Source organism: Pseudomonas fungipugnans, assembly GCF_029955235.1.
Lineage (GTDB): Bacteria > Pseudomonadota > Gammaproteobacteria > Pseudomonadales > Pseudomonadaceae > Aquipseudomonas > Aquipseudomonas fungipugnans.
In genome coordinates this window covers 2509362-2532552 of sequence record NZ_JARBWL010000002.1, presented here as the reverse complement: position 1 = coordinate 2532552, position 23191 = coordinate 2509362, and the positions used below count along the sequence as shown (strand labels likewise).

General features: G+C 58.3%; 34 protein-coding genes and 1 tRNA gene. 24 read left to right on the top strand and 11 right to left on the bottom strand.

Translation table 11 applies throughout. From position 1 onward, the window contains the following. Positions 1–21: 21 nt before the first annotated feature. Genes POF45_RS26805 through POF45_RS26780 form a run of 6 tightly spaced genes read right to left on the bottom strand, consistent with a single transcriptional unit; the run spans position 22 to position 3518 of the window. Positions 22–903, bottom strand: a complete 882-nt coding sequence (locus tag POF45_RS26805) for a hypothetical protein (RefSeq protein ID WP_282317115.1) — start codon at positions 901–903, stop codon at positions 22–24. 47 nt (positions 904–950) lie between these two features. Beyond that, the gene (locus POF45_RS26800; RefSeq protein WP_282317114.1) at positions 951–1385 is read right to left on the bottom strand and encodes a RusA family crossover junction endodeoxyribonuclease; all 435 of its coding nucleotides are present in this window, start codon (positions 1383–1385) and stop codon (positions 951–953) included. Continuing rightward, positions 1378–2097 carry a replication protein P gene (locus POF45_RS26795; protein ID WP_282317113.1) on the bottom strand — a complete coding sequence of 240 codons (720 nt, stop codon included), beginning with the start codon at positions 2095–2097 and terminating at the stop codon, positions 1378–1380. Before POF45_RS26795 ends, POF45_RS26800 begins: the two co-directional genes overlap by 8 nt. After that, entirely contained in the window at positions 2024–2965 is a 942-nt protein-coding gene (locus POF45_RS26790) for a DnaT-like ssDNA-binding domain-containing protein (protein WP_282317112.1), read from the bottom strand. The genes POF45_RS26795 and POF45_RS26790 overlap by 74 nt, the downstream gene beginning before the upstream one ends. Positions 2966–2967: 2 nt before the next feature. Next, a complete protein-coding gene (locus tag POF45_RS26785; RefSeq protein ID WP_282317111.1) occupies positions 2968–3276 on the bottom strand; it encodes a CII family transcriptional regulator in 309 nt (102 codons plus the stop codon). A 2-nt stretch (positions 3277–3278) separates the two neighbouring features. Further along, positions 3279–3518 (bottom strand): helix-turn-helix domain-containing protein, encoded by a 240-nt coding sequence (locus POF45_RS26780; RefSeq protein WP_282317110.1) that lies wholly within the window; start codon positions 3516–3518, stop codon positions 3279–3281. A 115-nt stretch (positions 3519–3633) separates the two neighbouring features. Here POF45_RS26780 and POF45_RS26775 point away from each other — a divergent pair, with 115 nt between their 5' ends. The 24 genes from POF45_RS26775 to POF45_RS26660 all read left to right on the top strand — a co-directional run bounded on the left by POF45_RS26775 (position 3634) and on the right by POF45_RS26660 (position 18812). Continuing rightward, the gene (locus tag POF45_RS26775; RefSeq protein WP_282317109.1) at positions 3634–4311 is read left to right on the top strand and encodes a S24 family peptidase; all 678 of its coding nucleotides are present in this window, start codon (positions 3634–3636) and stop codon (positions 4309–4311) included. Between the two features lie 423 nt (positions 4312–4734). Next, complete coding sequence (locus tag POF45_RS26770; protein WP_282317108.1) at positions 4735–5211, top strand: Lcl C-terminal domain-containing protein; 477 nt, start codon at positions 4735–4737, stop codon at positions 5209–5211. 153 nt (positions 5212–5364) lie between these two features. Then, positions 5365–5652 (top strand): hypothetical protein, encoded by a 288-nt coding sequence (locus POF45_RS26765; RefSeq protein ID WP_282317107.1) that lies wholly within the window; start codon positions 5365–5367, stop codon positions 5650–5652. Beyond that, the gene (locus POF45_RS26760) at positions 5649–5879 is read left to right on the top strand and encodes a hypothetical protein (protein ID WP_282317106.1); all 231 of its coding nucleotides are present in this window, start codon (positions 5649–5651) and stop codon (positions 5877–5879) included. The genes POF45_RS26765 and POF45_RS26760 overlap by 4 nt, the downstream gene beginning before the upstream one ends. Then, positions 5876–6031: a hypothetical protein gene (locus POF45_RS26755; protein ID WP_282317105.1), complete on the top strand. Its 156-nt coding sequence runs from the start codon at positions 5876–5878 to the stop codon at positions 6029–6031. The genes POF45_RS26760 and POF45_RS26755 overlap by 4 nt, the downstream gene beginning before the upstream one ends. A 7-nt stretch (positions 6032–6038) precedes the next feature. Next, positions 6039–6254: a hypothetical protein gene (locus POF45_RS26750; RefSeq protein WP_282317104.1), complete on the top strand. Its 216-nt coding sequence runs from the start codon at positions 6039–6041 to the stop codon at positions 6252–6254. 44 nt (positions 6255–6298) lie between these two features. Beyond that, positions 6299–7054, top strand: a complete 756-nt coding sequence (locus POF45_RS26745; RefSeq protein ID WP_282317103.1) for a recombinase family protein — start codon at positions 6299–6301, stop codon at positions 7052–7054. Further along, positions 7041–8672 (top strand): YqaJ viral recombinase family protein, encoded by a 1632-nt coding sequence (locus tag POF45_RS26740; protein ID WP_282317102.1) that lies wholly within the window; start codon positions 7041–7043, stop codon positions 8670–8672. Before POF45_RS26745 ends, POF45_RS26740 begins: the two co-directional genes overlap by 14 nt. Positions 8673–8687: 15 nt before the next feature. After that, entirely contained in the window at positions 8688–8888 is a 201-nt protein-coding gene (locus POF45_RS26735) for a hypothetical protein (protein ID WP_282317101.1), read from the top strand. Between the two features lie 9 nt (positions 8889–8897). Beyond that, positions 8898–9923: a DNA translocase FtsK gene (locus POF45_RS29945; protein ID WP_431978619.1), complete on the top strand. Its 1026-nt coding sequence runs from the start codon at positions 8898–8900 to the stop codon at positions 9921–9923. A gap of 58 nt (positions 9924–9981) precedes the next feature. Continuing rightward, complete coding sequence (locus POF45_RS26725) at positions 9982–10587, top strand: Lcl C-terminal domain-containing protein (protein ID WP_282317100.1); 606 nt, start codon at positions 9982–9984, stop codon at positions 10585–10587. Between the two features lie 76 nt (positions 10588–10663). Beyond that, a complete protein-coding gene (locus POF45_RS26720; RefSeq protein ID WP_282317099.1) occupies positions 10664–11284 on the top strand; it encodes an Lcl C-terminal domain-containing protein in 621 nt (206 codons plus the stop codon). A 53-nt stretch (positions 11285–11337) separates the two neighbouring features. Continuing rightward, a complete protein-coding gene (locus POF45_RS26715) occupies positions 11338–11694 on the top strand; it encodes a four helix bundle protein (RefSeq protein ID WP_282317098.1) in 357 nt (118 codons plus the stop codon). Between the two features lie 211 nt (positions 11695–11905). Continuing rightward, positions 11906–13066, top strand: coding sequence for an RNA-directed DNA polymerase (locus POF45_RS26710; protein WP_489739890.1), 1161 nt, complete (start codon positions 11906–11908; stop codon positions 13064–13066). A gap of 7 nt (positions 13067–13073) precedes the next feature. Further along, entirely contained in the window at positions 13074–13997 is a 924-nt protein-coding gene (locus tag POF45_RS26705) for a DNA cytosine methyltransferase (RefSeq protein WP_282317096.1), read from the top strand. Positions 13998–14045: 48 nt separating this feature from the next. Further along, the gene (locus POF45_RS26700; protein WP_282317094.1) at positions 14046–14387 is read left to right on the top strand and encodes a hypothetical protein; all 342 of its coding nucleotides are present in this window, start codon (positions 14046–14048) and stop codon (positions 14385–14387) included. After that, the gene (locus POF45_RS26695) at positions 14384–14761 is read left to right on the top strand and encodes a hypothetical protein (protein WP_282317092.1); all 378 of its coding nucleotides are present in this window, start codon (positions 14384–14386) and stop codon (positions 14759–14761) included. Before POF45_RS26700 ends, POF45_RS26695 begins: the two co-directional genes overlap by 4 nt. Next, positions 14758–14937 carry a hypothetical protein gene (locus POF45_RS26690; protein ID WP_282317091.1) on the top strand — a complete coding sequence of 60 codons (180 nt, stop codon included), beginning with the start codon at positions 14758–14760 and terminating at the stop codon, positions 14935–14937. Before POF45_RS26695 ends, POF45_RS26690 begins: the two co-directional genes overlap by 4 nt. Before the next feature lie 53 nt (positions 14938–14990). Continuing rightward, the gene (locus tag POF45_RS26685; protein ID WP_282317089.1) at positions 14991–15296 is read left to right on the top strand and encodes a hypothetical protein; all 306 of its coding nucleotides are present in this window, start codon (positions 14991–14993) and stop codon (positions 15294–15296) included. 4 nt (positions 15297–15300) lie between these two features. Continuing rightward, positions 15301–15903: a hypothetical protein gene (locus POF45_RS26680; RefSeq protein ID WP_282317088.1), complete on the top strand. Its 603-nt coding sequence runs from the start codon at positions 15301–15303 to the stop codon at positions 15901–15903. Beyond that, complete coding sequence (locus tag POF45_RS26675; RefSeq protein ID WP_282317087.1) at positions 15900–16583, top strand: hypothetical protein; 684 nt, start codon at positions 15900–15902, stop codon at positions 16581–16583. The genes POF45_RS26680 and POF45_RS26675 overlap by 4 nt, the downstream gene beginning before the upstream one ends. 273 nt (positions 16584–16856) lie before the next feature. Further along, entirely contained in the window at positions 16857–17291 is a 435-nt protein-coding gene (locus POF45_RS26670; RefSeq protein WP_282317085.1) for a hypothetical protein, read from the top strand. A gap of 52 nt (positions 17292–17343) precedes the next feature. Beyond that, positions 17344–17745: a hypothetical protein gene (locus POF45_RS26665; RefSeq protein WP_282317083.1), complete on the top strand. Its 402-nt coding sequence runs from the start codon at positions 17344–17346 to the stop codon at positions 17743–17745. Beyond that, positions 17631–18812, top strand: a complete 1182-nt coding sequence (locus POF45_RS26660; protein WP_282317463.1) for a tyrosine-type recombinase/integrase — start codon at positions 17631–17633, stop codon at positions 18810–18812. The genes POF45_RS26665 and POF45_RS26660 overlap by 115 nt, the downstream gene beginning before the upstream one ends. Before the next feature lie 69 nt (positions 18813–18881). Here the strand turns inward: POF45_RS26660 and POF45_RS26655 are convergent. The 5 genes from POF45_RS26655 to pheS all read right to left on the bottom strand — a co-directional run bounded on the left by POF45_RS26655 (position 18882) and on the right by pheS (position 23112). Next, positions 18882–18958, bottom strand: a tRNA-Pro gene (locus POF45_RS26655). A gap of 89 nt (positions 18959–19047) precedes the next feature. After that, positions 19048–19404, bottom strand: a complete 357-nt coding sequence (locus tag POF45_RS26650; protein ID WP_003179985.1) for a MerR family transcriptional regulator — start codon at positions 19402–19404, stop codon at positions 19048–19050. Continuing rightward, positions 19385–19687 carry an integration host factor subunit alpha gene (gene ihfA, locus POF45_RS26645; protein ID WP_002553164.1) on the bottom strand — a complete coding sequence of 101 codons (303 nt, stop codon included), beginning with the start codon at positions 19685–19687 and terminating at the stop codon, positions 19385–19387. The genes POF45_RS26650 and ihfA overlap by 20 nt, the downstream gene beginning before the upstream one ends. Positions 19688–19690: 3 nt before the next feature. Next, positions 19691–22069, bottom strand: coding sequence for a phenylalanine--tRNA ligase subunit beta (gene pheT / locus POF45_RS26640; RefSeq protein WP_282317082.1), 2379 nt, complete (start codon positions 22067–22069; stop codon positions 19691–19693). Positions 22070–22095: 26 nt separating this feature from the next. Continuing rightward, a complete protein-coding gene (gene pheS, locus POF45_RS26635) occupies positions 22096–23112 on the bottom strand; it encodes a phenylalanine--tRNA ligase subunit alpha (protein ID WP_007905876.1) in 1017 nt (338 codons plus the stop codon). Between the last annotated feature and the right edge of the window lie 79 nt (positions 23113–23191).

Sequence of the window (23191 nt, the reverse complement as noted above, 5' to 3'; positions counted from 1 at the left end):
TCCAATTCATGCCGTTGGATGTTACGCCACACGCTTCTTCACGTCACCGACGCGCTGGCGCTGATTCCAGTACTCGGTGACGCGGTCAAGATAGCGCTGGTGCCGGTGGGAGTTCTCGATCACATCCTTGTCCCATTCGTCGCGGTAGGCGGCGGAATATGCGCTCATGCGTCGAAACCAGCGGCTGAGCTGCTGCTGCGTCATAGCGCTGAGGCGGACTTGCAAGGCAAGGACCGTTCCGGTGCGGCGCTCGGCGTAGCTGGCTGCACGGGCGTCAGCAACAGCGTCACGGTCATGACGGTCCCAGCGGCACCAGCCGTCATGCCGGCGACCATCCATGCGGACGATGACGGCAGCAACAGGCTTCAGCGCCTTCGCGTCGAGCCGGTCGACCGAGATCGCTATCGCGCTCCAGATCGCCGCCCAGTCCCGGGCCCAGTTGGTCGCATCCATCTTCGCGCCGTACCAGTCACGCACGAACTCACAGACGCGGACAGCGCCCCAGCCTTCGCGATCAGACACAAACGCCTGGTGGCTCTTGATCGCGGCCAAGGCCATCCAGTAGGCAATTTCCTTGCGCCGGTCGGAACACTCGGGCAGCTCGGTGTTGAACCACACCAGCGCGTGAGCAATGTTCAGGTCCTGGCCGGTGGCAACCGGTGAATACAGCGCGTGCCCGAAGTGCTGCAAGGGCTTGGGCAACGTGGCAATGGCCGACTGCACCAGCCCGGCGGCCAGCATGTGGGCGCACCGGCCGTTGCTGTCGAGCATTGACGGCATCGTCTCGCCGATGACGCGCCCCTGCTTGCCCATCTTGGCCCGCTCTGCTGCGGCAGCCAGTACCGAATCGCGGCCTTCGTGCAGTGCGTCCCGCCAGGCCTGTCTCGCGCTGATAAGTTTCATGATTCTCCCCTTCCCCTCGAAGCGTAGTTATGCGTAGTGCTGGTGGATCAGCTGCACAGCGGAACAATTCGTACGTGGACGCCCGGCGTTTCGCCCCAGCGCCGTTTAAACATCCCGTCCGTGGCCTGGACGTCATCCTTGAAAACGACGCCGTTGCAGGCGTCACAGATGGCTTTCAGCACGTTGTCCGTATCCGGTTTTTTCATGCACGGGATTTCGCCAGCCAATGCCTGGGCCTTCCACTTTTTCGACTTGGATTGAGGCACCGAGTGGACGATGCGCAGCTCGATCAGCACCGGGCCGTCGATAAGCTCTCGACCCTGCATGACGTCCTGCGCTGCGAGCGCGACCAGCCCTTCGTAGGCGACAGTCTTGGCTGGGGTGTACATGCGTGCGAAGTTACCCACCTTGCCGATGCGCGCCCTGCCCTTGCCTTGCGGCTCACCTGGCACGACGAAGGAAACGGGTTTCAGATCAGACATGCTCGCTTCTCCGGATGCCGAGTTTGGCCAGCAGCATGGCGCGGCAGGCATTGGGATCTTTTGGTATTTCGAGGGTGTCGACGATTCGGTCGACCTCGTTGCGCGAGTGCTCGAGCTGGATTTGTTCGCGTGGACGCATGCTGTCGTGGCTCAGTCCCTTGGCGATTCGCCCTTCCAGGTTCTGGCCGGTCTGTGCGCGGCGAGTGACGATCGCGTAGTTGCGTTCGAAGCGTTGCTTCAGCGCTTTGTCGTGGTGGGTCGCCGATTTCAGGTCGAACGTGCTGGTGGCCTCAGCAGCGATGCGTACGGCCTTGTGCGTGTACGTGCCGCACAGCGCCTCATCCCATGCCTGTGCCTCGGATGGCAAGTCATCAACGCGCTTGCACAGGTCCATGAAATCGCTGGGCGATGGTGGAAACTTGCATTCCAGCACCATGCGTTGCAGTCCACGGTTTACGGCGTCGTCGCCCAGTTCATGGATCGCGGTCATCCACACGCGGCGGGCCAGGGATTCGGCTTTTACGTCGCCATAGTGCTTTTCGTACCAAGCCGGGAACGCGGTTTTCAGCGTTGCAAACACACGACGGACTGCGCGGCGCTCCTGTTGCTCCAGCGGGGTGACGTTCTCGACTACCGGTTCACCAGGTGTCGTCGGTGAGGATGTCGTGAGCGTTACGCGTGCGGCTTTGAGCAATTCGTCTACCGGTTTCATTGGGTGATCCCCCGTTGGCTTGCTGGGTGCGGGCTTGGCGTTTCAGTTGCTGGGCGAGTGCGTGTTCCCACTGGGCCTGTGTTTTCAGGTCATCGGGTCGGCTGATCCAGTACGAGCGGAATTCAAGAAGCTGGTCGGCTTCGAAGGTTTGGCTTGCCATGCCATTGCGGAACAGGACGGCGGTGAACGTGGTTGGGTTGGGTTCCCAGGCATCGTGGAGCGAGAATTTCGTCTGCGCGGTGTGTGTGTGTTCTTGATCTTTAATCCCTGTCCCTGTCCCTGTCCCTGTCCCTCTCTTAGCCGTGTCCAGTGCGTGACCTGTCACAGTGACATGCTCGTGACCTGTCACGGCTTCTTCATCAGGCTTTATGCTGTCGTATTGGGACCGGAGCTCAGAGGTTGTCACGTTATAAGGAAGGACAATTCCAACACTTCTAAGCGCCTCGAACATGCGCTTGCGATCCTCTCTCTCCCTTTGTTTACGGGACTTTTCGTTGTCTTTTATCTCGCGATACTCGACGCGTTCAGCCCAGGCGCACATCGCCTTCTCGGTCACCACTGAGTGGTATAGGCGATCATCTGAGCACTCGATAAAACCACGGAGCGCGCCGTCTTTTACCTTCTTCCAGCCCTTAATATCGCGACCGAATCCGGCATACGCAGCCAGCGCGGTATCAGAATTTGGTAGAGACCCGGCAGGAACTTGGTTCCAAGACGCACACCAAAGCATCACGGCGGCGCGAAATTCTTCACCGGTTGCCTCAATTGCAAGATCGCTATCGCGCAATCTGTTGACATCCAGGGGCATGAACGGCATCCCGCGAAGATCAACATCAGGGGAAATTGGTGGCTCAGGCTTGTTGACCACAGTCAGTCCTCCTCGAGCTGGTCAACGCCCTGGATGTGCTCCATCCAGCGCTTCGAGCCGTGGATGAACATCTCGATGTCGCGCTCGTTGAAGCAGCGCATTTCACCGGGGACGATTTTCAAATTGAGGACGGCCAGGATCTGGGAGAGCTGCTCGAACTTCTCCGGCTTCATGCGGCTGATCGTTGCTTCATCGCAACCCACTGCAAGGGCGACAGGTCCGTTGCCGACGGATGCAAGGCGCTGCATGAGAACCGCATAGTTCTTGCGAGCCCTTACAACCTCTTCTTGGCTTAATTGGGTCGTGGACATGGTTAGGCCGCCTCTTCTCCGGAGTCGGGAAACCGCTCCGGGTAGAGGATATGGATCTCAGTGATTTCACCGTCGAACACCTTGCTGAGACTTTCAGCCAGGGGCACCGATGCGCGCTGAACACCACGTTCAACACGGGAAAGGTTGCCTGAATCGACAGCGTCACCGAACTGCGCGAGACGGGCCGAAACGTCGGCAAGCGTCCATTTGCGAGTGATACGGGCACGCTTTAAAGGAGTCATGGCGGTACGCCTTGAGTGGAAGACAAGGAGATTCTGCGCACAGCGCAGATTTAACGCAAGCCAAATCTGCGCAGCGCGCTTTGCGTAGCGCGCAGCAACAGAAGAAAATTGTTAAATGGATATCGGAAAACAAATCAGAGATGCGCGAAAGGCCAAGGGCCTAACGCTTGAGACGCTCGCTAACCAGGTTGATACGGACACTGGTAATTTATCTCGCCTTGAGCGTGGGTTGCAGGGCGCCAGTCATGATCTTTTAAAACGGATAATGTCCGTACTCGACCTAAAGCTAGTTAATAGCGTTTATGACCCTTCGATGGGGTCCGGTGGGCTTCTGGCAAGCGCCCTTGAGCACCTGATCACCAATGTAGAGTTGTCGGACCAGCCATCCCTTACACTAAAGTTGTATCCACTTGTTGAGTGGGACAAGGCAGAGAGCTGGGCAGAATCACCGGATAAACTCACATCGGGTGATAATAAAATGTTCCTTGCCTCACTTGAAAATGCTGGTGAAAACGGATTTTGGATGGAAGTTCGCGGGGATGTTATGACCTGCAACGGAAACCCTAGCTTTCCTGAGGGTTCCCGGATCTTGGTACAGCCTGGGGCTGAGGTTATCAGCGGAAAATATTATGTCGTCATCACGGAAGGAGGCGAGCAAACATTCCGCCAGTACATCGAGGATGCAGGTAGCAAATACCTTCGGCCACTAAATCCAAGCTATCGGACGGTCGAAATTTTCGGAAACTGCCGATTTATCGGCCGTGTGATTGATACCAAAATGACAGGCCTCTAACCCTTCTCCACCCCCCAGTTGGAATAGCCCGCCGCGCGCGGGCTTTTTTTCGTCCTAAAAAAATAATCTGCGCTTGACGCAGAATATTTTCTGCGCATAATGCAAATCAAGTTCTGCGCACAACGCAGATTCCTACCGGCGAAAGCCACCGCTCTTTAGATCTACCGCCTCACCTTGCCGGATCACCACCGGCCCAGCAGCAAAGGCAAGCGATGGACCGGCCTGAATGGTCCAGAGGGATGGCAACTGTCCCAGGGTGCGCAGCGTAAAGCCCCGAATCAGTTTTCCAGCGGACAGGGTCGCGGCTGGACAAACAATTTGAACGAGCCCGTACCGCGCCAGTAGCGCCGAAGGGACGCGGAAATTTTCACTGAATGGCCTGGAGACGGGCCATTTGGGAAACCAACCGAACGAGAAACCACCATGAACACAGCAACCAATATTCAGCCGCCAGCCCTTGGCGAAGTTTGGCCAGGTCAAGGCGGCATCTACGCCGGTGTCATGCCGGCCCGTGGCGATACCGCTGCCTACCACCTGATCCTGGGTGATGAGCTGGGTCGTTTCGAATGGGGCCAATACGGTGATGAGTCGCCGGCCACCAGCCTGATTGATGGGAAGGCCAACACCCTGGCGCTGATCGAATCCGGCGGCGACTACCCGGCCGCTAAAGCAGCTGTATCGCATGAAGCCGACGACCACGCTGACTTTTATCTGCCGGCCGCCGCCGAACTGTACGAAATCTGGCTGAACCTCAACGGCAAGATCGAGGGCTGGGTCTGGTCGAGTTCGCAGCGCTCCGCCTACTACGCATTCGGCATGTACTTCGTTGATGGCACTCAGTACTACGTCGTCAAGATCAACGAGCTCCGCGTCCGCCCCGTCCGCAGATTGCCTATTTGATTATTCGTTTATTGCTCTTTCAGAAAGAGGCCCGGTTCCGACCGGGCCTTTTTATTGGAACTCAGTCGCATGCCTTCCCCTGCGCCCAACGGCAACTGGCAGGAACGAAGGCAGCCGAGTGACTTCAATCAACCGCCGAATCTGGAGGCGACCATGACTTACGAAGTGATTGTTGAGGGGTTTGTCCTCCAGGTGGAGGTGACCCACTGCGAGAACATTCCGCCGGCGTTCAACGCCTGGAACAGCGACTGGGATTTCTACGGTAGCCGGGAGGTTGAGTTCAAGGTGCTCTCGGGCATCTGCTACGACGAAGACGGCGTGCGGATGGACGTAGATCACCTGGCATTACCGCTTCTGACCAATCAGTACGGTAAGCATATAGAAACGGCGCTGTGGATTGAAATAGATGCCCGGTTGCGGCGGGTACGGTGGGCAGCATGAGCCGCGCACACGATACAGCGCTGGGCATGATCGACTCGCGGTTCGCCCTGCTGATTGCTGGAAACACATCGGCGCAGCTGCACGCCGAAACGAGCATGGCCATCGAAATGGCCCATGCACTGGGTGCGATCGATATCGACGAACACCGGTATTACGTGACACGCCAGGATCGAATCCTTGATCGCCAGCACCGGGACCTGATGATGCTACTGGAGCAACGCCAATGAACGGCAACTGCGTGGCGATTCTCGCCCCCAACCACAAAGCCTTGTACGAAGCCCTGAAGAATCAGGGCTTTTTTATGGTCGCTGATCTGGCGAAGCGAATCAGCGTCGAGGTGACTGCACGTGGAATGCTGATCGCGAGGCCTTCGAAATGAAGCCTTCATGGTGGTTTCTCGTCGTGGTGATGGTGATCTGCTTGGGCTTCTATGGGGAGCTTCGGGAAGTGCAACAACAGCGCTGCCTACCGGCAGCGGTGTCGAAATGACCTCCCGCCAGCGCGCCCGCCGCGTCCTGATCTGGCGTGGCTCGTTCACCGCCATAACCGTTCTCACCCTTCTAATGCTGCTCGGCGCGCTCGCTGACCGCGTCACTCAGTAACCGATCACCTTGAAAGCTGCGCACATCGCGGCAAGGAAACTTCTGTGTCCGAATTAACGGTCAAACCCATTTTCAGCCTAGCGCCGCAGAACATCGAAGAGGCATTGAAATTTGCCGATTTCCTCTCGGCTTCCGACATCGTCCCCAAGGACTTCCAACGCAAACCGGCCAACATTCTGGTGGCTGTTCAGTGGGGTATGGAACTGGGTTTGCAGCCCATGCAGGCCATGCAAAGCATCGCGGTCATCAACGGTCGCCCGTCGCTCTGGGGTGACGCAGTCATAGCCCTGATACGCAGCTCGCCGCTGTGTGAGTACGTCTACGAATCCGACGACGGCGAGACGGCAACCTGCCGTGTGAAGCGCGTCGGTGAAGACGAGCAGTTCCGCACGTTCAGCATGACTGACGCGAAAGCTGCGGGCTTGGCCGGAAAACAAGGCCCGTGGAGCCAATACCCGAAACGCATGCGTCAGATGCGTGCCCGCTCCTTCGCCCTGCGCGACGTGTTCCCGGACGTGCTGCGCGGCATGCCTATGGCTGAGGAAGTCCAGGACATCCCCACCGAACGCGAAGTCAATCAGGCGCGCAAGGCAGACGAGCCGAAGCAATTGCCGCCCTATCCCGACAGCAAGCTCGACGAAAGCGCCGAGAAGTGGCGCGGGATGATCGCTCAGAACCGAACCAATCCCGACCACATCATCAGCAACATCAAAAGCAAATACACCATCAGCCAGGAGCAGGAAGAGCGTATTCGCGCCTTGGCTCCCATCGAAGGAGATGCCACCAATGCAAGTGCATAACGTTCAGCAAGGCACGCCTGAGTGGCACGCCCTTCGTTCCAGCTATTTCACCGCGTCGGAAGCGCCCGCGATGAAGGGCGCTTCGAAGTTCCAGACCCGAAACGACCTGTTGTCCATGAAGAAGACCGGCATTGTTCCAGACGTCACGCAGCAACAACAGGCAGTGTTCGACCGTGGCCACGCCGCTGAGGAAATGGCGCGCCCCCTGGTTGAGGAAGATATCGGCGAAGAGCTTTACCCCATCGTCGGTACCAGCGGCAACCTGCTGGCCTCCATGGACGGTGCCACGATGCTGGGTGACGTTCTATTCGAGCACAAACTGTGGAACGAGAAGGTGGTCGCGCAGATCCGCACCGGAGAGCTAGAGCCCCACTACTACTGGCAGCTTGAACAGCAGCTGCTGGTGAGCGGTGCAGAGCGTGTGATTTTCGTCTGCTCGGATGGTACCCGCGACAAGTTCGTCAGCATGGAATACCGCCCGGTGCCTGGTCGCCGTGAAGAGCTGATCGCAGGCTGGGCTCAGTTCGAGCAGGACCTTGGCGAATTTGTTCCCCAGCAAGCCAAAGCCGTGGCTACCGGATCTGCCCCTGACCAATTGCCGGCGCTACGCATCGATGTAACCGGCATGGTCACTGCCAGCAACCTGGACGCGTTTAAGGCCCATGCGCTGGCTGTGATCGGCGACATCAATACCGAGTTGGCGAACGACCAAGACTTCGCCGACGCAGATGCCACGGTGAAGTGGTGCAGCGAGGTGGAAGACAAGCTGAAGGCCGCCAAAGAGCACGCACTCAGCCAGACCGAAAGCATTGACGTGCTGTTCAAGGCGATTGATGACATCACGGCAGAGACTCGGCGCAAGCGTTTGGAGTTGGAAAAGCTGATCAAGGCCCGCAAGGAGATCATCCGCAGCGACATCGTCATGGATGCGGCGAAAGCGCTGCAGGTGCACATCGACCAAATCAACGAAACACTCAACAGCCGGATCCGTATGCCGAAAGTGATGGCGGATTTTGCCGGCGCCATCAAGGGCAAGCGCACCATCGACAGCCTGAAGGAAGCCGCCGACGCTGAACTGGCCCGCGCCAAGATCGAGGCCAGCCGTATCGCTGATGGGATCCGCGCGAACCTGAAAAGCCTGAATGAATTGGCGATCAAGCACGGCTTCCTGTTCCACGATGCACAGGAACTGGTGCTCAAGGCCAATGACGACCTGGTGGCGCTGATCAAGGTCAGGATCAACGAGCACGAGCAACAGCAGGCTGAGCTCAAGCGTCAGGAAGATGCCCAGAAGGCGGCGGCAGCAACAGTTACGCCGGTGACTGAGCCAGAGGCCGTCCCTCAGGTGACCGAGCCGACGCCGGTTGTTGCTGTTGCAACCGCCGCTGTCGCGCCGATTACTCAGACACCAGCAGACGACGGCCAGCGCATCAAGCTGGGCGATATAACCTCGCGCCTGGGCTTCACGCTGTCGGCTGAGTTCCTGCGATCCATGGGCTTTGAAGCGGTTGAACGCAAGCAAGGTGCGCAGCTGTACCGCGCCAGTGACTTCCCGCGTATCTGCGCCGCGCTGGTCCAACACATCCAGTCAGTGCAGAGCGACCAGGCTGCAGCCTGATCAAGGGGACCTGTCATGGCTTCTCAATCCGTTCTGGATATCTACGACAGCCTTGAGGAATTCGCCGCAATCCTGATCTCCGCCGAGCTTCACGCCAGCGGAGCCTGGGAAATCGAGTTCGTAGAAAACATCCGGGCCAGCTTCAAACGCTACGCCGCCCACACCAACCTGAGCCCGGCTCAACAATCGAAGCTTGAGCGCATCGCCAAGCACTGAGGGATCCCGATGAAGCCCGAACACAAAGCAATCATTGAACGCGCCAAGCTGGCGGACGTTCCGGCGTCCTACATCGCGCACGAACTGTTGGTGCACGACCTCGTCAACATGGTTTTGTTCGAACTGAAAAACTTGCACTCGCCCTGGAGCAAGCTGAACGAAGGTTGCCAGCAAGAAGTAATCGACCGGGCAACCGAGTCGGCAACGGAAGCGGCCCACAACGCCATTGCGATCATCAGTTCTCGCAACGTCTCGACCATAGAAGTCACGATGAAAGAGGTAAAATTCAACTCCAAGCAGTTGACCCTGACGTCGATCGTGGACGCGAAAGACCCGAACCGGCACGACCTGATCGACAGCGCAGGCCGGCTCTGCCTGCTGGTGATGGCGCCAGACGACTACGCCGAGGGCCTGGATTTTATCCAGCCCGACCGCGACCAGCCCGACCTGCCCCTGCACGCCAGTGAGCTGACCGGCAGCCTGTTCCCTGCCAGCACCGGGCCAGATGAACCGGACGGCAACGAGCTTCCAGACTTCACCGGGGAAGGCGAAGACCCGCTGTATCAGGAGGCCGTTACCTTCGTCATGGAAACGCGGCGACCAACCATTTCCGCCATCCAGCGCAAGCTGAAGATCGGCTACAACCGTGCGGCGCGGATGCTTGAAGGTATGGAGCAGACCGGCATCGTGACGGCGATGAACACAAACGGCGCTCGGGAGGTGCTACGCCCAGTGCTGGATCAATCGCACAACGATGATGCCGAAGTTCACGACGTTGGCCAAAACCCAGCGGTATTCGACAAAGAGTTCGGCGACTTCACCTACGAGGACGCCGCCCAACTGATCGTGCTCAAGGCCAACACCAAGCCATTCAAGGCTCACTGGGTTCAAAGCCGCCTGGCCATTGATAGCGACCAGGTGATGGTTCTGCTGCTGCGTCTGCTCGACAACGAAGTGATCCAGCTCGATACCGAAGGCGAAAGCGCCTTGGAACACAGTTACAAGGTCATCGCCACCCTGGAAGACGTGGTTTAACCCATCCAATCGCAACACCACAGGCGCCTCAGGGCGCCTTCTTATTGAGATCATCACCATGAAATCAGAAATGATCACGCTGAAACACGGCGACACCACGATCAAGATGCCGGCGTCTTCTCTAGCGCAACTTGCGTTGGCCAGCACCTTTGCCCTGGTACTGCCGCCAGCGGCAAATATTCAACCGATCACCGTTCATGAAGTTCCGGCCATCGGCGAATACTGGCCAGGCCAGGGCGGCATCAATGGCGGTCTGGTAGCCGAACATGGCGGTGTCCCGGCGCACTACCTGATCATCTCCAAGGATGATATCGGCAATTTCGAATGGGGTCCGCGCGCCACGGAATCGGTCGCTACCAGCAAGACTGACGGCCGGGCCAATACGGCAATCCTGTCTGGCAGCAAAGAGAACTATCCAGCGGCCAAAGCTTGTTTCACCTACCAGGCTGATGGGCACGCCGACTTCTACCTGCCGGCGGCCGCCGAGCTGTATCACTGCTGGGTGAACGTTCCTGATCTGTTCGCCAAAGACTGCTACTACTGGTCCTCAACGCAGCGCTCCGCCGACTACGCATTCTTCATGCACTTCGTTGGTGGCTTTCAGGGCAACTTCTGCAAGCTCAACGAGCTCCGCGTCCGCCCCGTCCGCAGATTCTTTATTTAATCCTTCAATCATTCGTTCTTGATCGGCACCGGGCGCAGCAGCGCCTTTTTTGTTGCCTTCGAAAAGAGGAAAAACCATGTCCGCAGTTGAGAAAGCAGCATCAGCAGCCGCCATCCCGGAAATCGGCCAACCCTTCGGTGGCGGTTTCTTCTCCGGCATCACCCGCGACCCGGACACCGGCAAGCGCTACCTGAACATCACCGCCGGCGCCGCGCACGAACTGGCCGGCGTCTGGGGTGAATACGGCGTGAAGATTGAAGGCGCCGACAGCTTCACAAACAGCCGGGCCAATACCGAGGCCATGGCAGCGGCTGGCAGCGAACTCGCGCAGAAGGTGCTGGCTCTGAATATCGGAGGCTTCGCTGACTGGGCGATTCCGGCCCGCGATGTGCAGGAGTTGCAGTATCGCCACTTCAAGCCAACCACCGAAGAGAACTGGCAGTACGGCCGTAGCGGTGATAACCCGAACAGCGAACCTGTCGGCCTGCTGCATACCGAGGAATCGCCAGCACAGACCGCGCTGACAGCCTTTCAGGAAGGTGGTGCTGAGGCCTTCGGCGACACTTGGTACTGGTCCTCAACGCAGCGCTCCGCCAACGGCGCATTCAGCATGGGCTTCGATGATGGCTTTCAGGACTACGTCGGCAAGTACGACGAGCTCCGCGTCCGCCCCGTCCGCAGTCAATTGATTGATTAATTTGCTTATTCAATCCGGCCGCTTGCGGCCGGTTGCTCTTGGAGAGCGCGCCCATGGCGATGCATACGGACTTGCAGATCTACAAGGCTTCCCTCGGTCTGCTTCAGATGGCCACGAACCTCACACGCAACATTCCCCGCGACCTGAAGCAGTCCCTCGGGAAACGGGTCATCGATGAGTGCATCGACGTGCTTATGTTGATTGCCCGGGCCAACTCGACGCCAGATAAGCGACCACATCTGACGTTACTTGTCGAAAAGGTTCAGGTGATTGAGTTCCTGATGCGACTTTTCAAGGAAAGTCGGTTCATCAGCATCACTCAGCACGCCACCGCAATCGAGGTAACCACCTCAATCGGAAAACAGGCCAACGCCTGGAAACGCTCTACCCCAACCGCGCCCGCCACCTGAGAGTCACGGCTTTCAGGTCTGTGCGAATTGAATCTGGTCGTGCCGCTGACCTCTGGGTCACCGCCATGCGCATTAAAGATACCGACGGTCTAAAGCGTCCGTGCAGGTCTTGCGCAGTTTCCTTGCTGATCGGCTCTGCCTTCGGCTTGGCGACGTAGATAGCACGATAGGTCGCAGCGCTCCGCCAACAACGCATTCAACATGAACTTCGATGATGGCAATCAGAACAACAACGACAAGAACAACGAGCTCCGCGTCCGCCCCGTCCGCAGATTCGAATGTTGGTCCATACCCGTTCAGCGAGCTTGTCCAAGCCTATTACGACTGCCGACGCTCAAAGCGCAACAGCGCCAGCGCGCTGGCTTTCGAAATGGATCTGGAACGCAACCTGATGGCGCTGCACGACGACCTGCTCGCCGGCACCTACCGGCCTGGCCGCTCGATATGTTTCGTGGTTACCCGACCGAAAGCCCGCGAGGTTTGGGCTGCAGCATTCCGGGACCGCGTCGTCCACCACCTGCTGTACAACCGTGTGGCACCGCGCTTCTACGCCAGCTTCATAGCGGACAGTTGCGCTTGCATTCCAGGGCGCGGCACGCTGTACGCCGCGACCAGGCTTGAGGCAAAGATCCGCAGCGCCAGCCAGAACTGGTCGAAGCCGATCTTCTATTTGAAGTGCGACTTGGCCAACTTCTTCGTCGCGATCGACAAAGAGGTTCTGCGCCGGCAGTTGGCCGCCAAGATCACCGAGCCCTGGTGGCTGGCACTCGCCGAACAGATCCTGATGCACGATCCTCGCGAAGACTACGAGGTGCGCAGCCCGGCGCATCTGTTCAACCGGGTACCGCAACACAAGCGCCTCACCGCGCAACCTGCCCGCCTTGGCCTGCCGATCGGCAACCTGTCGTCGCAGTTTTTCGCGAACGTCTACCTCGACGCACTGGACCAGTTCGCCAAGCACAAGCTGGGCGCCAAGCATTACGTCCGTTACGTCGATGACTTCTTGTTTCTGCATGAATCACCGCAACAGCTCAACGCCTGGCTGGCACAGGTTGAAGCATTCCTGCCCAGCCTTGGCGCCAGGCTGAACCCCACGAAAACCATCTTGCAGCCGGTAGATCGCGGCGTCGACTTCGTTGGCCACGTCATCAAGCCGTGGCGGCGAACCACTCGCAAGCGATCCCTGGCCCAGGCACTGAAGCGAACAGTCGCGGCGCCCGCCGAGGATCTACGCGAAACCGCCAACAGCTATTTCGGCCTGCTAAGTCAGGCCAGCCACAGCGAGAAGGACCGGGAGAAGTTGGCCCGAGTCGTCCAAAGGCGCGGCCATGCAGTCAACGGTGCGCTGACCAAGATCTTTCCTAAACGGTAAATTCATCATGACAACAGCAATCGATTTGTTCGCCGGCCTCGGTGGATGGACAGAGGGCGCCGAAGCAGCTGGCGTCGATGTCCTTTGGGCCGCGAACCACTGGCCGGTGGCGGTTGAGTGGCACAGAGCAAATCATCCGGGCGCTATCCACGTTTGCCAGGACTTACACCAAGCAAACTGGGGCGCCGTGCCTCGGACTGATATCGGTATAGCTTCTCCATGCTGCCAAGGCCATGCAAAGGCACGCGGCAAGAAAAAGGGAAACCCCGAGCACGATGCATCGAGGTCTACTGCCTGGGCTGTACCGTCTGCCGCTGAGGTACTGGAGCAAGAGGCGTGGGTAGTGGAAAACGTGCCTGAGTTCGTTGATTGGGTGCTTTACCCGAGCTGGGTAGACGCCATGCAGCGCCTCGGATACCAGGTCGCACCGCATATCGTGGACTGTGCAGACCTTGGAGTACCACAGCACCGAGTGCGCTTGTTTCTGATCTGCACGAAGAGTAAGGCACCGATTCAACTGCAGCTCCAGCAATGTGAGCACGTTCCTGCCAGCAGCTTCCTCGACTTCTACTCAGGAAAGTGGTCGCAAATCGAAAAGCCTGGGCGCGCCCAAGCAACACTTGACCGTGTACGCAACGGACGTCAACGCTTCGGAGAGCGATTCATCATGCCTTACTACGGCAAAGGCTCCGGACTCACTGGTCGCGACATCAACAGGCCAATCGGCACCATCACCACGCTTGACCGTTGGGCGCTCGTCCGTGGCGACGAGATGCGAATGCTGTCGGCAAATGAGGCGCTGGCCGCAATGTCATTCCCGTCCGACACGAAGCGACCGGATAATCACCGGTTGACCATGCATATGGCCGGCAACGCTGTTCCTCCCCTCGCCGGCCAGAGGATCCTCGAAGCGTTGAAAGCCGCCGCATAACCTCACCACCATCCACCGCCCGGGCATGACCCGGCGAGGTATTTCCCCATGAACTCACTCGCACAACAGGCGCTCGCCAACGCCCTGGGCAAAGCCTTGTCCGCTCCCACAGGTAAAGCCCCGAAAATAAAGGACTTCGTCGAGGTTCAGGCCCCGATTCCAGCAGTCTCGCTCCCACAGATAGAAATCACTGGTCCGATCAACCGGGTCATGGAGTTGGAGGGCCTCAACTACGCCCTTGAGGTGGTCCGGTCCTTCGGTTCTTCCCTGCGCCGGCCGGACACTGCGGCCAAGGCCATCGCCAATCTCACCCAGACCGCCGTTATGATGCCATCCAGCTACGCCAGCGGTATCAAGCAAATCATTGATCTGTTGCAGGTGATGCCATGAAGACAACTTCCGAGCGCCTGGCAGAACTGGCTGTCGCTTACGCCAACCACCGCAAAGCCCTGCGCGACAACGGCGCTGCCATCAAGCGCGTGCAGAACGATGCCGACGGTGCTTACTTCGACCTGAAGCCATACCGCGACAAATACTGGTCTGGCGAATGCCACGATCTGATGATGGGCGAGGTGATCGTCTGGCATGGCTGGGTTCACGCTGTCGAGCAGTGCGAGCCGGACAAAGAATATAACGAAGACTGCGGCTATTGGGCGACTGCACGTCTGATGGATGAGCGCCGCGACATCCTGCGCGATGGTGCTCGTATCCGCGCAACCTTCACCAAAATCGGCGACAAGCTGCTCAAAGAGGTGACGCCGTGAAGCGCTTCATCCGCCGCAAATTCGAAGCCTGGTTGATCCTGGTGGCAGCGAAGATCCTCGTAGTCCGGAACGTCCACCGCTCCCCGGTCGTCTCCCGCCGCGACAACAACAAGATGTACGGAATGGCAGAAGAGCTCGAAGACATCGCCGAGCGCATCAGCAACCAATACCAATAACTCCCTCCCCCTTCAAAGTCAGCCGCTATAGCGGCAAAGGACAGGTATTGCCCATGAAAACTCAAAACAAGGAATTCGAATTGAACGGTAGACAGCCAGCACCGCTTGCGTTGCTTGCCTTCATGGTTGGCGATTGCGATTGGGTTGCGGCGGTCGATGAAGCCGGTGCGCGAAAAGTGCTCGAGCAAATGAATGGCGAAGAGCCTGGCGCTTACAACGACTGGGATGTCGAGCGGGTCAGCGATGAATGGCTCGACAAGACGTGGTGTGAGGAGGACGACCGAACCAAGATTGCGGGCACGCTACGCGAGTGGCTTGCCGCAGCCACTGAACCGGCCTATCTGGCCGGGACGGAGTGAAGTCATGAACGCACAAAAGCCAATCATCATGTTCGACGCACCAGAAGCGGCAAGCCTCAAAACGGTCACCGGCTGGATTTCCGCAGATGGCCGTTTTTTCGGCGCCGACGAGAACCTTGCCCGCTACTGCGGCGCAACTCATCGCCGCTGCGAGGTGAATCCTGAACATCCAATCTATGAGGTGAACAGTTCCTGCGATGAGTGTCGCCATGCACGACGCCAAGCAAAATTCGCAGCGATGCCGATCAAGGAATGGGCCGGCGAACCACTGGTTATCTTCGATGGCGACCAGTACTTCTTCGATGAAGACAGCCTGCGCGACTACCTCATCGACAGCGATATAGAGCTGGCCGACCTGCAGCTCTGCATCTGCCAACCGAACTACCCCAGTCAAATCGATCCCTCAGACCACTTCTGCGATGACTTGCCGGAGGACGGCGAGATCCGCGACGACCAGTTGCTTGCGGCGTTCGATCTGCTGAACGAGATGATCCGCCAGTCCGAGCCCCTTTCGTGGTCGGAAGGCGAGCACGCCGCGCAGCTCCCGCAATCGCTCATCGATGAAATCACCGCCGCGAGAGCAGCAGCATCCGAGGCCAACCAATGACCGCTATCAAAGAACGGCCGATCCTGTTCTCGGCCCCGATGGTGCGCGCCATCCTGGAAGGCCGGAAGACGGTCACAAGGCGAACACTCAAGATGCCGCACGGCTTGTGGGAGACCTCTGCCACGGGCGAATTGGTGCCGATCCCGGCCAACTGCCCCTACGGCAAACCCGGCGACCGGTTGTATGTGCGTGAGACCTGGTCTGACGTGAACCTGCAAGGCGCACCTGGCATTGCCTACCGGGCAGACGACGACATTCGCGACCTGATGGAAGACGAAAGCTTTCTCGATGAGCGCGGCGCCTTCAACTACGACGACCCGCGTTCGAAGCCATACCCATTCGCTTGCTGGTCAGAAGATTTGATCGCCGGCACAGAAGGCCGTTGGCGCCCGAGCATCCACATGCCGCGCTGGGTCAGCCGCATCCTGCTGGAGGTGACAGCCGTTCGGATCGAGCGATTACAGGACATCGACGAGGACCAAGCCCAGGTCGAAGGCATCGGTGACCATGAGTTTCATTGTCGCGAGCCTTACGACCAGGACGGCGCACCGACTTGCGACTGTGCCAGCATCTCTTATGAAGATTCGTTTCAGCGACTGTGGGAATCCATCAACGGCGCCGACAGCTGGGCCGCCAACCCGTGGGTCTGGGTCATCGAGTTCAAGAGGGTGCAGCCATGATCATCCCAATTTGCGCCGGCCTGTTCATGCTCCAGCACATCTACCGAGGTCCGTGGAGATGACCAGTACCGGCAAGCTAAACGCCGGCGTAATGGAGTTCAACGCACGTTGCGACAAGTGCCACAGGCCCCGCCACGTCGGCAACCACGACAAATGCAGCAAAGCCCGTCAGCGCGAGCATGCCGCGCGGGAGAACCGCCGTGACCAACCAACTACTTGAATACGCCGTGTGCCTGCTGGCGCTGGCCCAACTCTTTTGCTGAGGTTTTTGTGATGAGTAATGTTCAAAGCTTCTGGAGTCACGAAGCGTCCAATATTCTCTGTGTCAGAGCGTTCGAATTCGACCGGGTCACCGCTGAGCGTGACGCCCTGCAACTTCTCCTAAACGAGCGCGACGAGCAACTGGGCAGCACGTCACAGGCGGCTCGTGATATCGGCTCCGAACGTCAGCGACAAGTTAATATCGAGGGCTGGACGCAAGTACATGATGACGGGCAAAAAAGCGGCGGCATGACGACGGCAGCCGGCTGTTACCTGCTGTTCAGCGATGACTATCCAAATGCGGGGCAGCCGCCTCCAATGTGGCCGTGGGCTCCTAATTGGTGGAAACCAAAGGACTATCGTCGCGATCTTGTGCGCGCCGGGGCCCTGATCCTTGCCGAGATTGATCGCTTCGACCGCTCCGCGCTCGCCACCCCACCACAATAACCTCACACCTTCCAACACATTCCAGCCAGAAACGGCATGGCGAGGATTTCCTATGGCCAACACAAAAGCAGCGACGGTCTCAGATACCCCGCCGCGCTTCATCCGGGCGATGGAAGCCCCTGCGTATCTCGGTATGTGCCGTGCTGAATTCAAGAAAACCGTCAGGCCCCACATCCGTGAATTCCCTATTGGGAAACAGGGTGTTGCGTTCGACCGGCTTGAACTGGATGCGTGGGCGAACGCCTATATCGAGTCAATGGCAATTGAAAAAGCGAGCAATGAGGACAACAATCCGCCCCGCAGTGGGCGCCAAGGAGTCAATAAATGGCGCGAAAAACCATGTCTGGCCTCTACGAGAGGAACGGCATTTGGCACATCGACAAAGTCGTCCGAGGTATCCGACTTCAAGAAAGCACTGGAACAAGCGAAAGGGAAGAAGCGGAGCAGTACCTGATTCACCGGCTCGAAAAGCTCAGGCAGCAAAAGGTCTACGGCGTGCGCCAGGTGCGAACCTGGCGGGAGGCCGCCACCCGATTTTTGATTGAGTTCAAGGACCAGGCATCAATCGCTCTCTCCGCCTCGCACATCGAGCAGCTCGATCCGTACATTGGCGACTTGCCGATCACGCATATTGATGATGGGGCATTAGCCCCCTTCAAGCGAGATCGGCAAAAGCCTACCAAAACGGCTACCGGGAAGATAAAGCCGGGCGTTTCGAACAGGACGGTCAACATCGCCCTGCAGCGAGTCGTCCGGATACTGAACCTGTGCCACAGGAAGTGGCGAGACGCAGAGAAGCGGCCGTGGCTTGAAAGCGTGCCGATGATATCGATGCTGGAGGAAAAGAGGTCCGCCCGAAAACCCTACCCGATGTCGTGGGAAGAGCAGGCGATCTTGTTTCCCGAGCTACCGGATCACCTGTTGAGGATGGCCCTCTACAAGGTGAACAGCGGTTGCCGGGAACAGGAAGTATGCAAGTTGCGGTGGGATTGGGAGATACGCGTGCCCGAACTGAACACCAGCGTGTTTCTGATACCTGCCGGATTCGGCGGGCGAAGTGAAAAAGCAGGGGTGAAGAACGGCGATGAACGCCTGGTGATCCTGAACAAGGTGGCCATGAACATCATCGACAAGCAGCGCGGCTTGCACAAGGAGCTGGTCTTTCCATATGGTCAGCCAGATCAGTTGGGGGCCACGGCCATGCACCGAATGAACGATTCGGCATGGAGAAAGGCCAGGAAGCGCGCGGCGGACAAGTGGGAGAAAGCCAACCAGTCGCCAGCGCATCCGGGGTTCAGGTCATTTCGGATTCACGACTTGAAGCACACCTTTGGCAGAAGGTTGCGTGCAGCAGGTGTAATACTTGAGGACCGAAACATTTTGCTTGGGCATAAAAACGGCAGTATCACGAGCCACTATTCTACCGCAGAGCTTGGGCAACTGATCGAAGCGGCAAACAAAGTGTCAGCCACCGATTCGCGAGGACCGGCCCTGACCATACTCAGGAGGAAAACGGGATGAACCCCCGCAAAAGTCCCTACACATAAAAAAGCCGAACTGGTTAGAGTTCGGCTAAGTTACTGAAAAATATGGTCGGGACGGAGTGATTCGAACACTCGACCCCTAGCACCCCATGCTAGTGCGCTACCGGACTGCGCTACGCCCCGACTAGGCGTGAAACTCGTTCCTCATCTCGAAGAACGCTCAAGAATATATCGCAAGCTTTTGAAAACTGGAAGTATTTAAAAGCATGAATTTATTTCTTGAGTACCACCAGAACATCTTCGAGTTCGGCGATCATCTGGCGGATCATTTGCTTGTATTGGGTGGTGTCATCTTTGGCTTCATCGCCGGACAAACGCAGCCGTGCGCCGCCGATGGTGAACCCCTGATCGTAAAGAAGCGCGCGGATCTGCCGGATCATCAGCACGTCTTGTCGCTGATAATACCGGCGGTTCCCACGGCGTTTGACGGGGTTGAGTTGAGGAAACTCCTGCTCCCAGTAGCGCAGCACGTGCGGTTTTACGGCACAGAGCTCGCTGACTTCACCAATGGTGAAGTAGCGTTTGCCCGGGATGACGGGGAGTTCGTCGTTATGACTTGGTTCCAGCATAAGCCTCAACTCGGGCCTTCAACTTCTGCCCTGGACGAAAGGTGACCACACGGCGAGCCGTGATCGGGATTTCTTCCCCCGTTTTCGGATTGCGGCCAGGCCGCTGGCGTTTGTCCCGAAGGTCGAAATTGCCGAAACCGGACAATTTGACTTGTTCGTTGTCTTCAAGAGCGTGCCTGATTTCCTCAAAAAACAGTTCGACCAATTCCTTGGCCTCCCGTTTATTCAGGCCCAGCTCTTCATACAGACGTTCCGCCATCTCAGCTTTCGTCAGAGCCCCCATACGTCACTTCCTTAACGTGGCGTTCAACCTTTGTTCGAGCGAGGTGAGGATATTTTGCGTCGTGGTATTCACCTCATCGTCATTAAGAGTGCGCGATGGATGCTGCCAGGTCAAGCCGACTGCAAGGCTTTTTCTATCAGGATCAATGCCTTTACCCTGATACACGTCAAATAGCCTGAGGTCTGTCAGCCATTCGCCTGCACTTTCACGGATTACGTCCAGTACGGCACTGGCCGCAACGCCTGTGTCAGCGATCAATGCAAGGTCACGACGCACTTCAGGAAAACGCGACAACTCGTGGAATTTAGGCATTTTACCCAACGCCACTTCGGCCAGAACCAGTTCGAAAACGAAGACCGGACGGTCGAGGCCCAGGGTTTTCGACAGCTCAGGGTGAATGGCACCGACGAAACCGACCAGACGCCCTTCACGTTCGATGCGCGCCGTTTGACCCGGGTGCAGCGCCGGGTGTTTGCCCGGTACGAAAGTGAACGAACCCAGTGCACCGGCGAAGCCCAGCACCGCTTCGACGTCCGCCTTGACGTCGAAGAAATCGACAACGTCGCGACCCTGTGCCCAGCCTTCCGGCAAACGGCTGCCGCAAACAACACCGGCCAGCATCGGCTCTTGCTTCAAGCCTTCCAGTTGACCGACGAAGCGCAGACCGCTTTCGAACAGACGGACGCGATCCTGTTGGCGGTTCAGGTTGTGCTGAAGCGCCTTGACCAGACCTGGCCACAGGGACGAACGCATGGCTGCCATGTCGTTCGAGATCGGGTTGGCCAGCAACAGCGGTTCAACACCCGGATTAAACAGTTCGAACTGTTTCGGATCGATGAAACTGTAAGTGATCGCTTCCTGATAGCCACGAGCGACCAGAAGACGACGCAGCTCAGGCAATTCGCTACGCGCTTCAGCCTTGGCTTGCGGTGCCAGACGGGCTTGCGGGTAACGAACCGGAAGACGGTTGTAGCCATACAGACGCGCCAGTTCTTCGATCAGGTCGACTTCCAGGCTGATGTCGAAGCGATGGCTTGGCACTTCTACGCGCCACTGCCCTGCTCCGTCGGCGGAAATGGTCAGGCCCAAAGCGCTGAGCAAACGCTCGACTTCGGCCGAATCCATTTCCATGCCCAGCATCTGGGTGATGCGTTGGGCACGCAGGGTGACCGGTGCAATCTTCGGCAGGTGTTGTTCGCTGACAGTCTCGATGATCGGGCCGGCTTCGCCGCCAGTGATTTCCAGCAGCAGGCCAGTGGCGCGCTCCATGGCTTCACGGGCCAGTTGCCAGTCCACGCCACGCTCGTAGCGGTGCGAGGCGTCAGTGTGCAGACCGTAGGAACGGGCCTTGCCAGCGACCACGATCTGGTCGAAGAACGCACTTTCAAGGAACACGTCACGCGTGGTCGCGGAGACACCGCTGTGCTCGCCCCCCATCACACCGGCAATCGCCAGGGCGCGGGAGTGGTCGGCAATCACCAGCGTATCGCTACGCAGGCTGACTTCCTGACCGTCGAGCAGAACCAGCTTCTCGCCCTCTTCAGCCATGCGCACGCGAATGCCGCCATTGATTTCGGCGAGATCGAAGGCGTGCAGCGGCTGACCCAGCTCCAGCATCACGTAGTTGGTGATGTCGACAGCGGCGTCAATGCTGCGCACGTCGGCGCGACGCAGGCGCTCGACCATCCACAGCGGCGTAGGCCGGGACAGGTCGACATTACGGATCACACGGCCCAGATAGCGCGGGCAAGCGGCCGGGACCAGCACTTCAACCGAACGCACTTCGTCGTGCACGGCCGGTACGACAGGCACCACCGGACGGGTAACTTCAGCGGCGTACAGCGCGCCGACTTCACGGGCCATACCGGCCAGGGACAGGCAGTCACCACGGTTCGGGGTCAGATCGACCTCGATGCTCGCGTCGTCCAGGCTCAGGTATTCACGAATGTCCTGACCCACCGGCGCATCGGCCGGCAGTTCCATCAGGCCATCGTTGCCTTCGCCCACTTGCAGTTCGGCTTGCGAACACAGCATGCCGTTGGATTCAACGCCACGCAGCTTGGCTTTCTTGATCTTGAAGTCGCCTGGCAGCTCGGCACCGATCATGGCGAACGGGATTTTCAGGCCCGGACGCACGTTAGGCGCACCGCAAACGACCTGGAACGTCTGCGAGCCGTCGCTGACCTGGCAAACACGCAATTTGTCGGCGTCCGGGTGTTGCTCGGTGCTCAGCACCTCGCCCACTACCACGCCACTGAATTCGCCGGCGGCCGGGGTAACGCTATCGACCTCAAGACCGGCCATCGACAGACGGGCAACCAGCTCGTCGCGACTTACCTGCGGGCTAACCCAGCCACGCAGCCATTGTTCACTGAATTTCATCCTGCTCTCCTAAGAATTAGTTACGACTAGCGAAATTGCGCGAGGAACCGCAAGTCGTTGTCGAAGAACAGACGCAAGTCGTTCACGCCGTAACGCAGCATGGCCAGACGCTCAACGCCCATGCCGAAGGCAAAGCCGGAGAACTCTTCCGGGTCGATCCCGGACATACGCAGCACGTTCGGGTGAACCATGCCGCAGCCCATGACTTCCAGCCAGCCAGTCTGTTTGCAGACACGGCAGCCTTTACCGCTGCACATCACGCACTCCATGTCGACTTCGGCGGATGGCTCGGTGAACGGGAAGTACGAAGGACGGAAACGCACGGCCAGTTCTTTTTCGAAGAACACCCGCAGGAACTCTTCGATGGTGCCTTTGAGGTCGGCGAAATTGATGTCGCGATCAACCAGCAGGCCTTCGACCTGGTGGAACATCGGCGAGTGGGTGATATCGGAGTCGCTACGGTACACACGGCCTGGGCAGACGATGCGGATCGGCGGTTGCTTCGATTCCATGGTGCGGACCTGTACCGGCGAGGTATGGGTGCGCAACAGCATGTTGGCATTGAAGTAGAAGGTGTCATGCATCGACCGGGCCGGGTGATGGCCTGGGATGTTGAGCGCTTCGAAGTTGTGGTAGTCGTCTTCGACCTCAGGGCCTTCGGCGATGCCGTAGCCAATGTGAGTGAAGAACTGTTCGATACGTTCCAGAGTGCGGGTAACCGGATGCAGGCCACCCGAGGTCTGGCCACGGCCAGGCAGGGTCACGTCAATGGACTCGGCAGACAGTTTGGCGGCCAGGTCGGCCTCTTCAAACAGTGCCTTGCGGGCATTGAGAACCTCTGTGACACGCTCCTTGGCAACGTTGATCAGCGCACCGACTTGCGGACGCTCTTCAGCCGGCAGATTCCCCAGGGTCTTCATCACCTGAGTCAATTCGCCCTTTTTACCAAGGTAGTGAACCCGGATTTGCTCCAGGGCATTGATATCTTCAGCGCTTTGCACAGCCTCTAGTGCTTGAGAGACCAGCGCATCCAGGTTTTCCATGTACAGACTCCAGATACAAAATAGGGGAAGAGCTTGAAGGCTCTTCCCCTATTTATGACGTTTAACACCTGGCCCCACA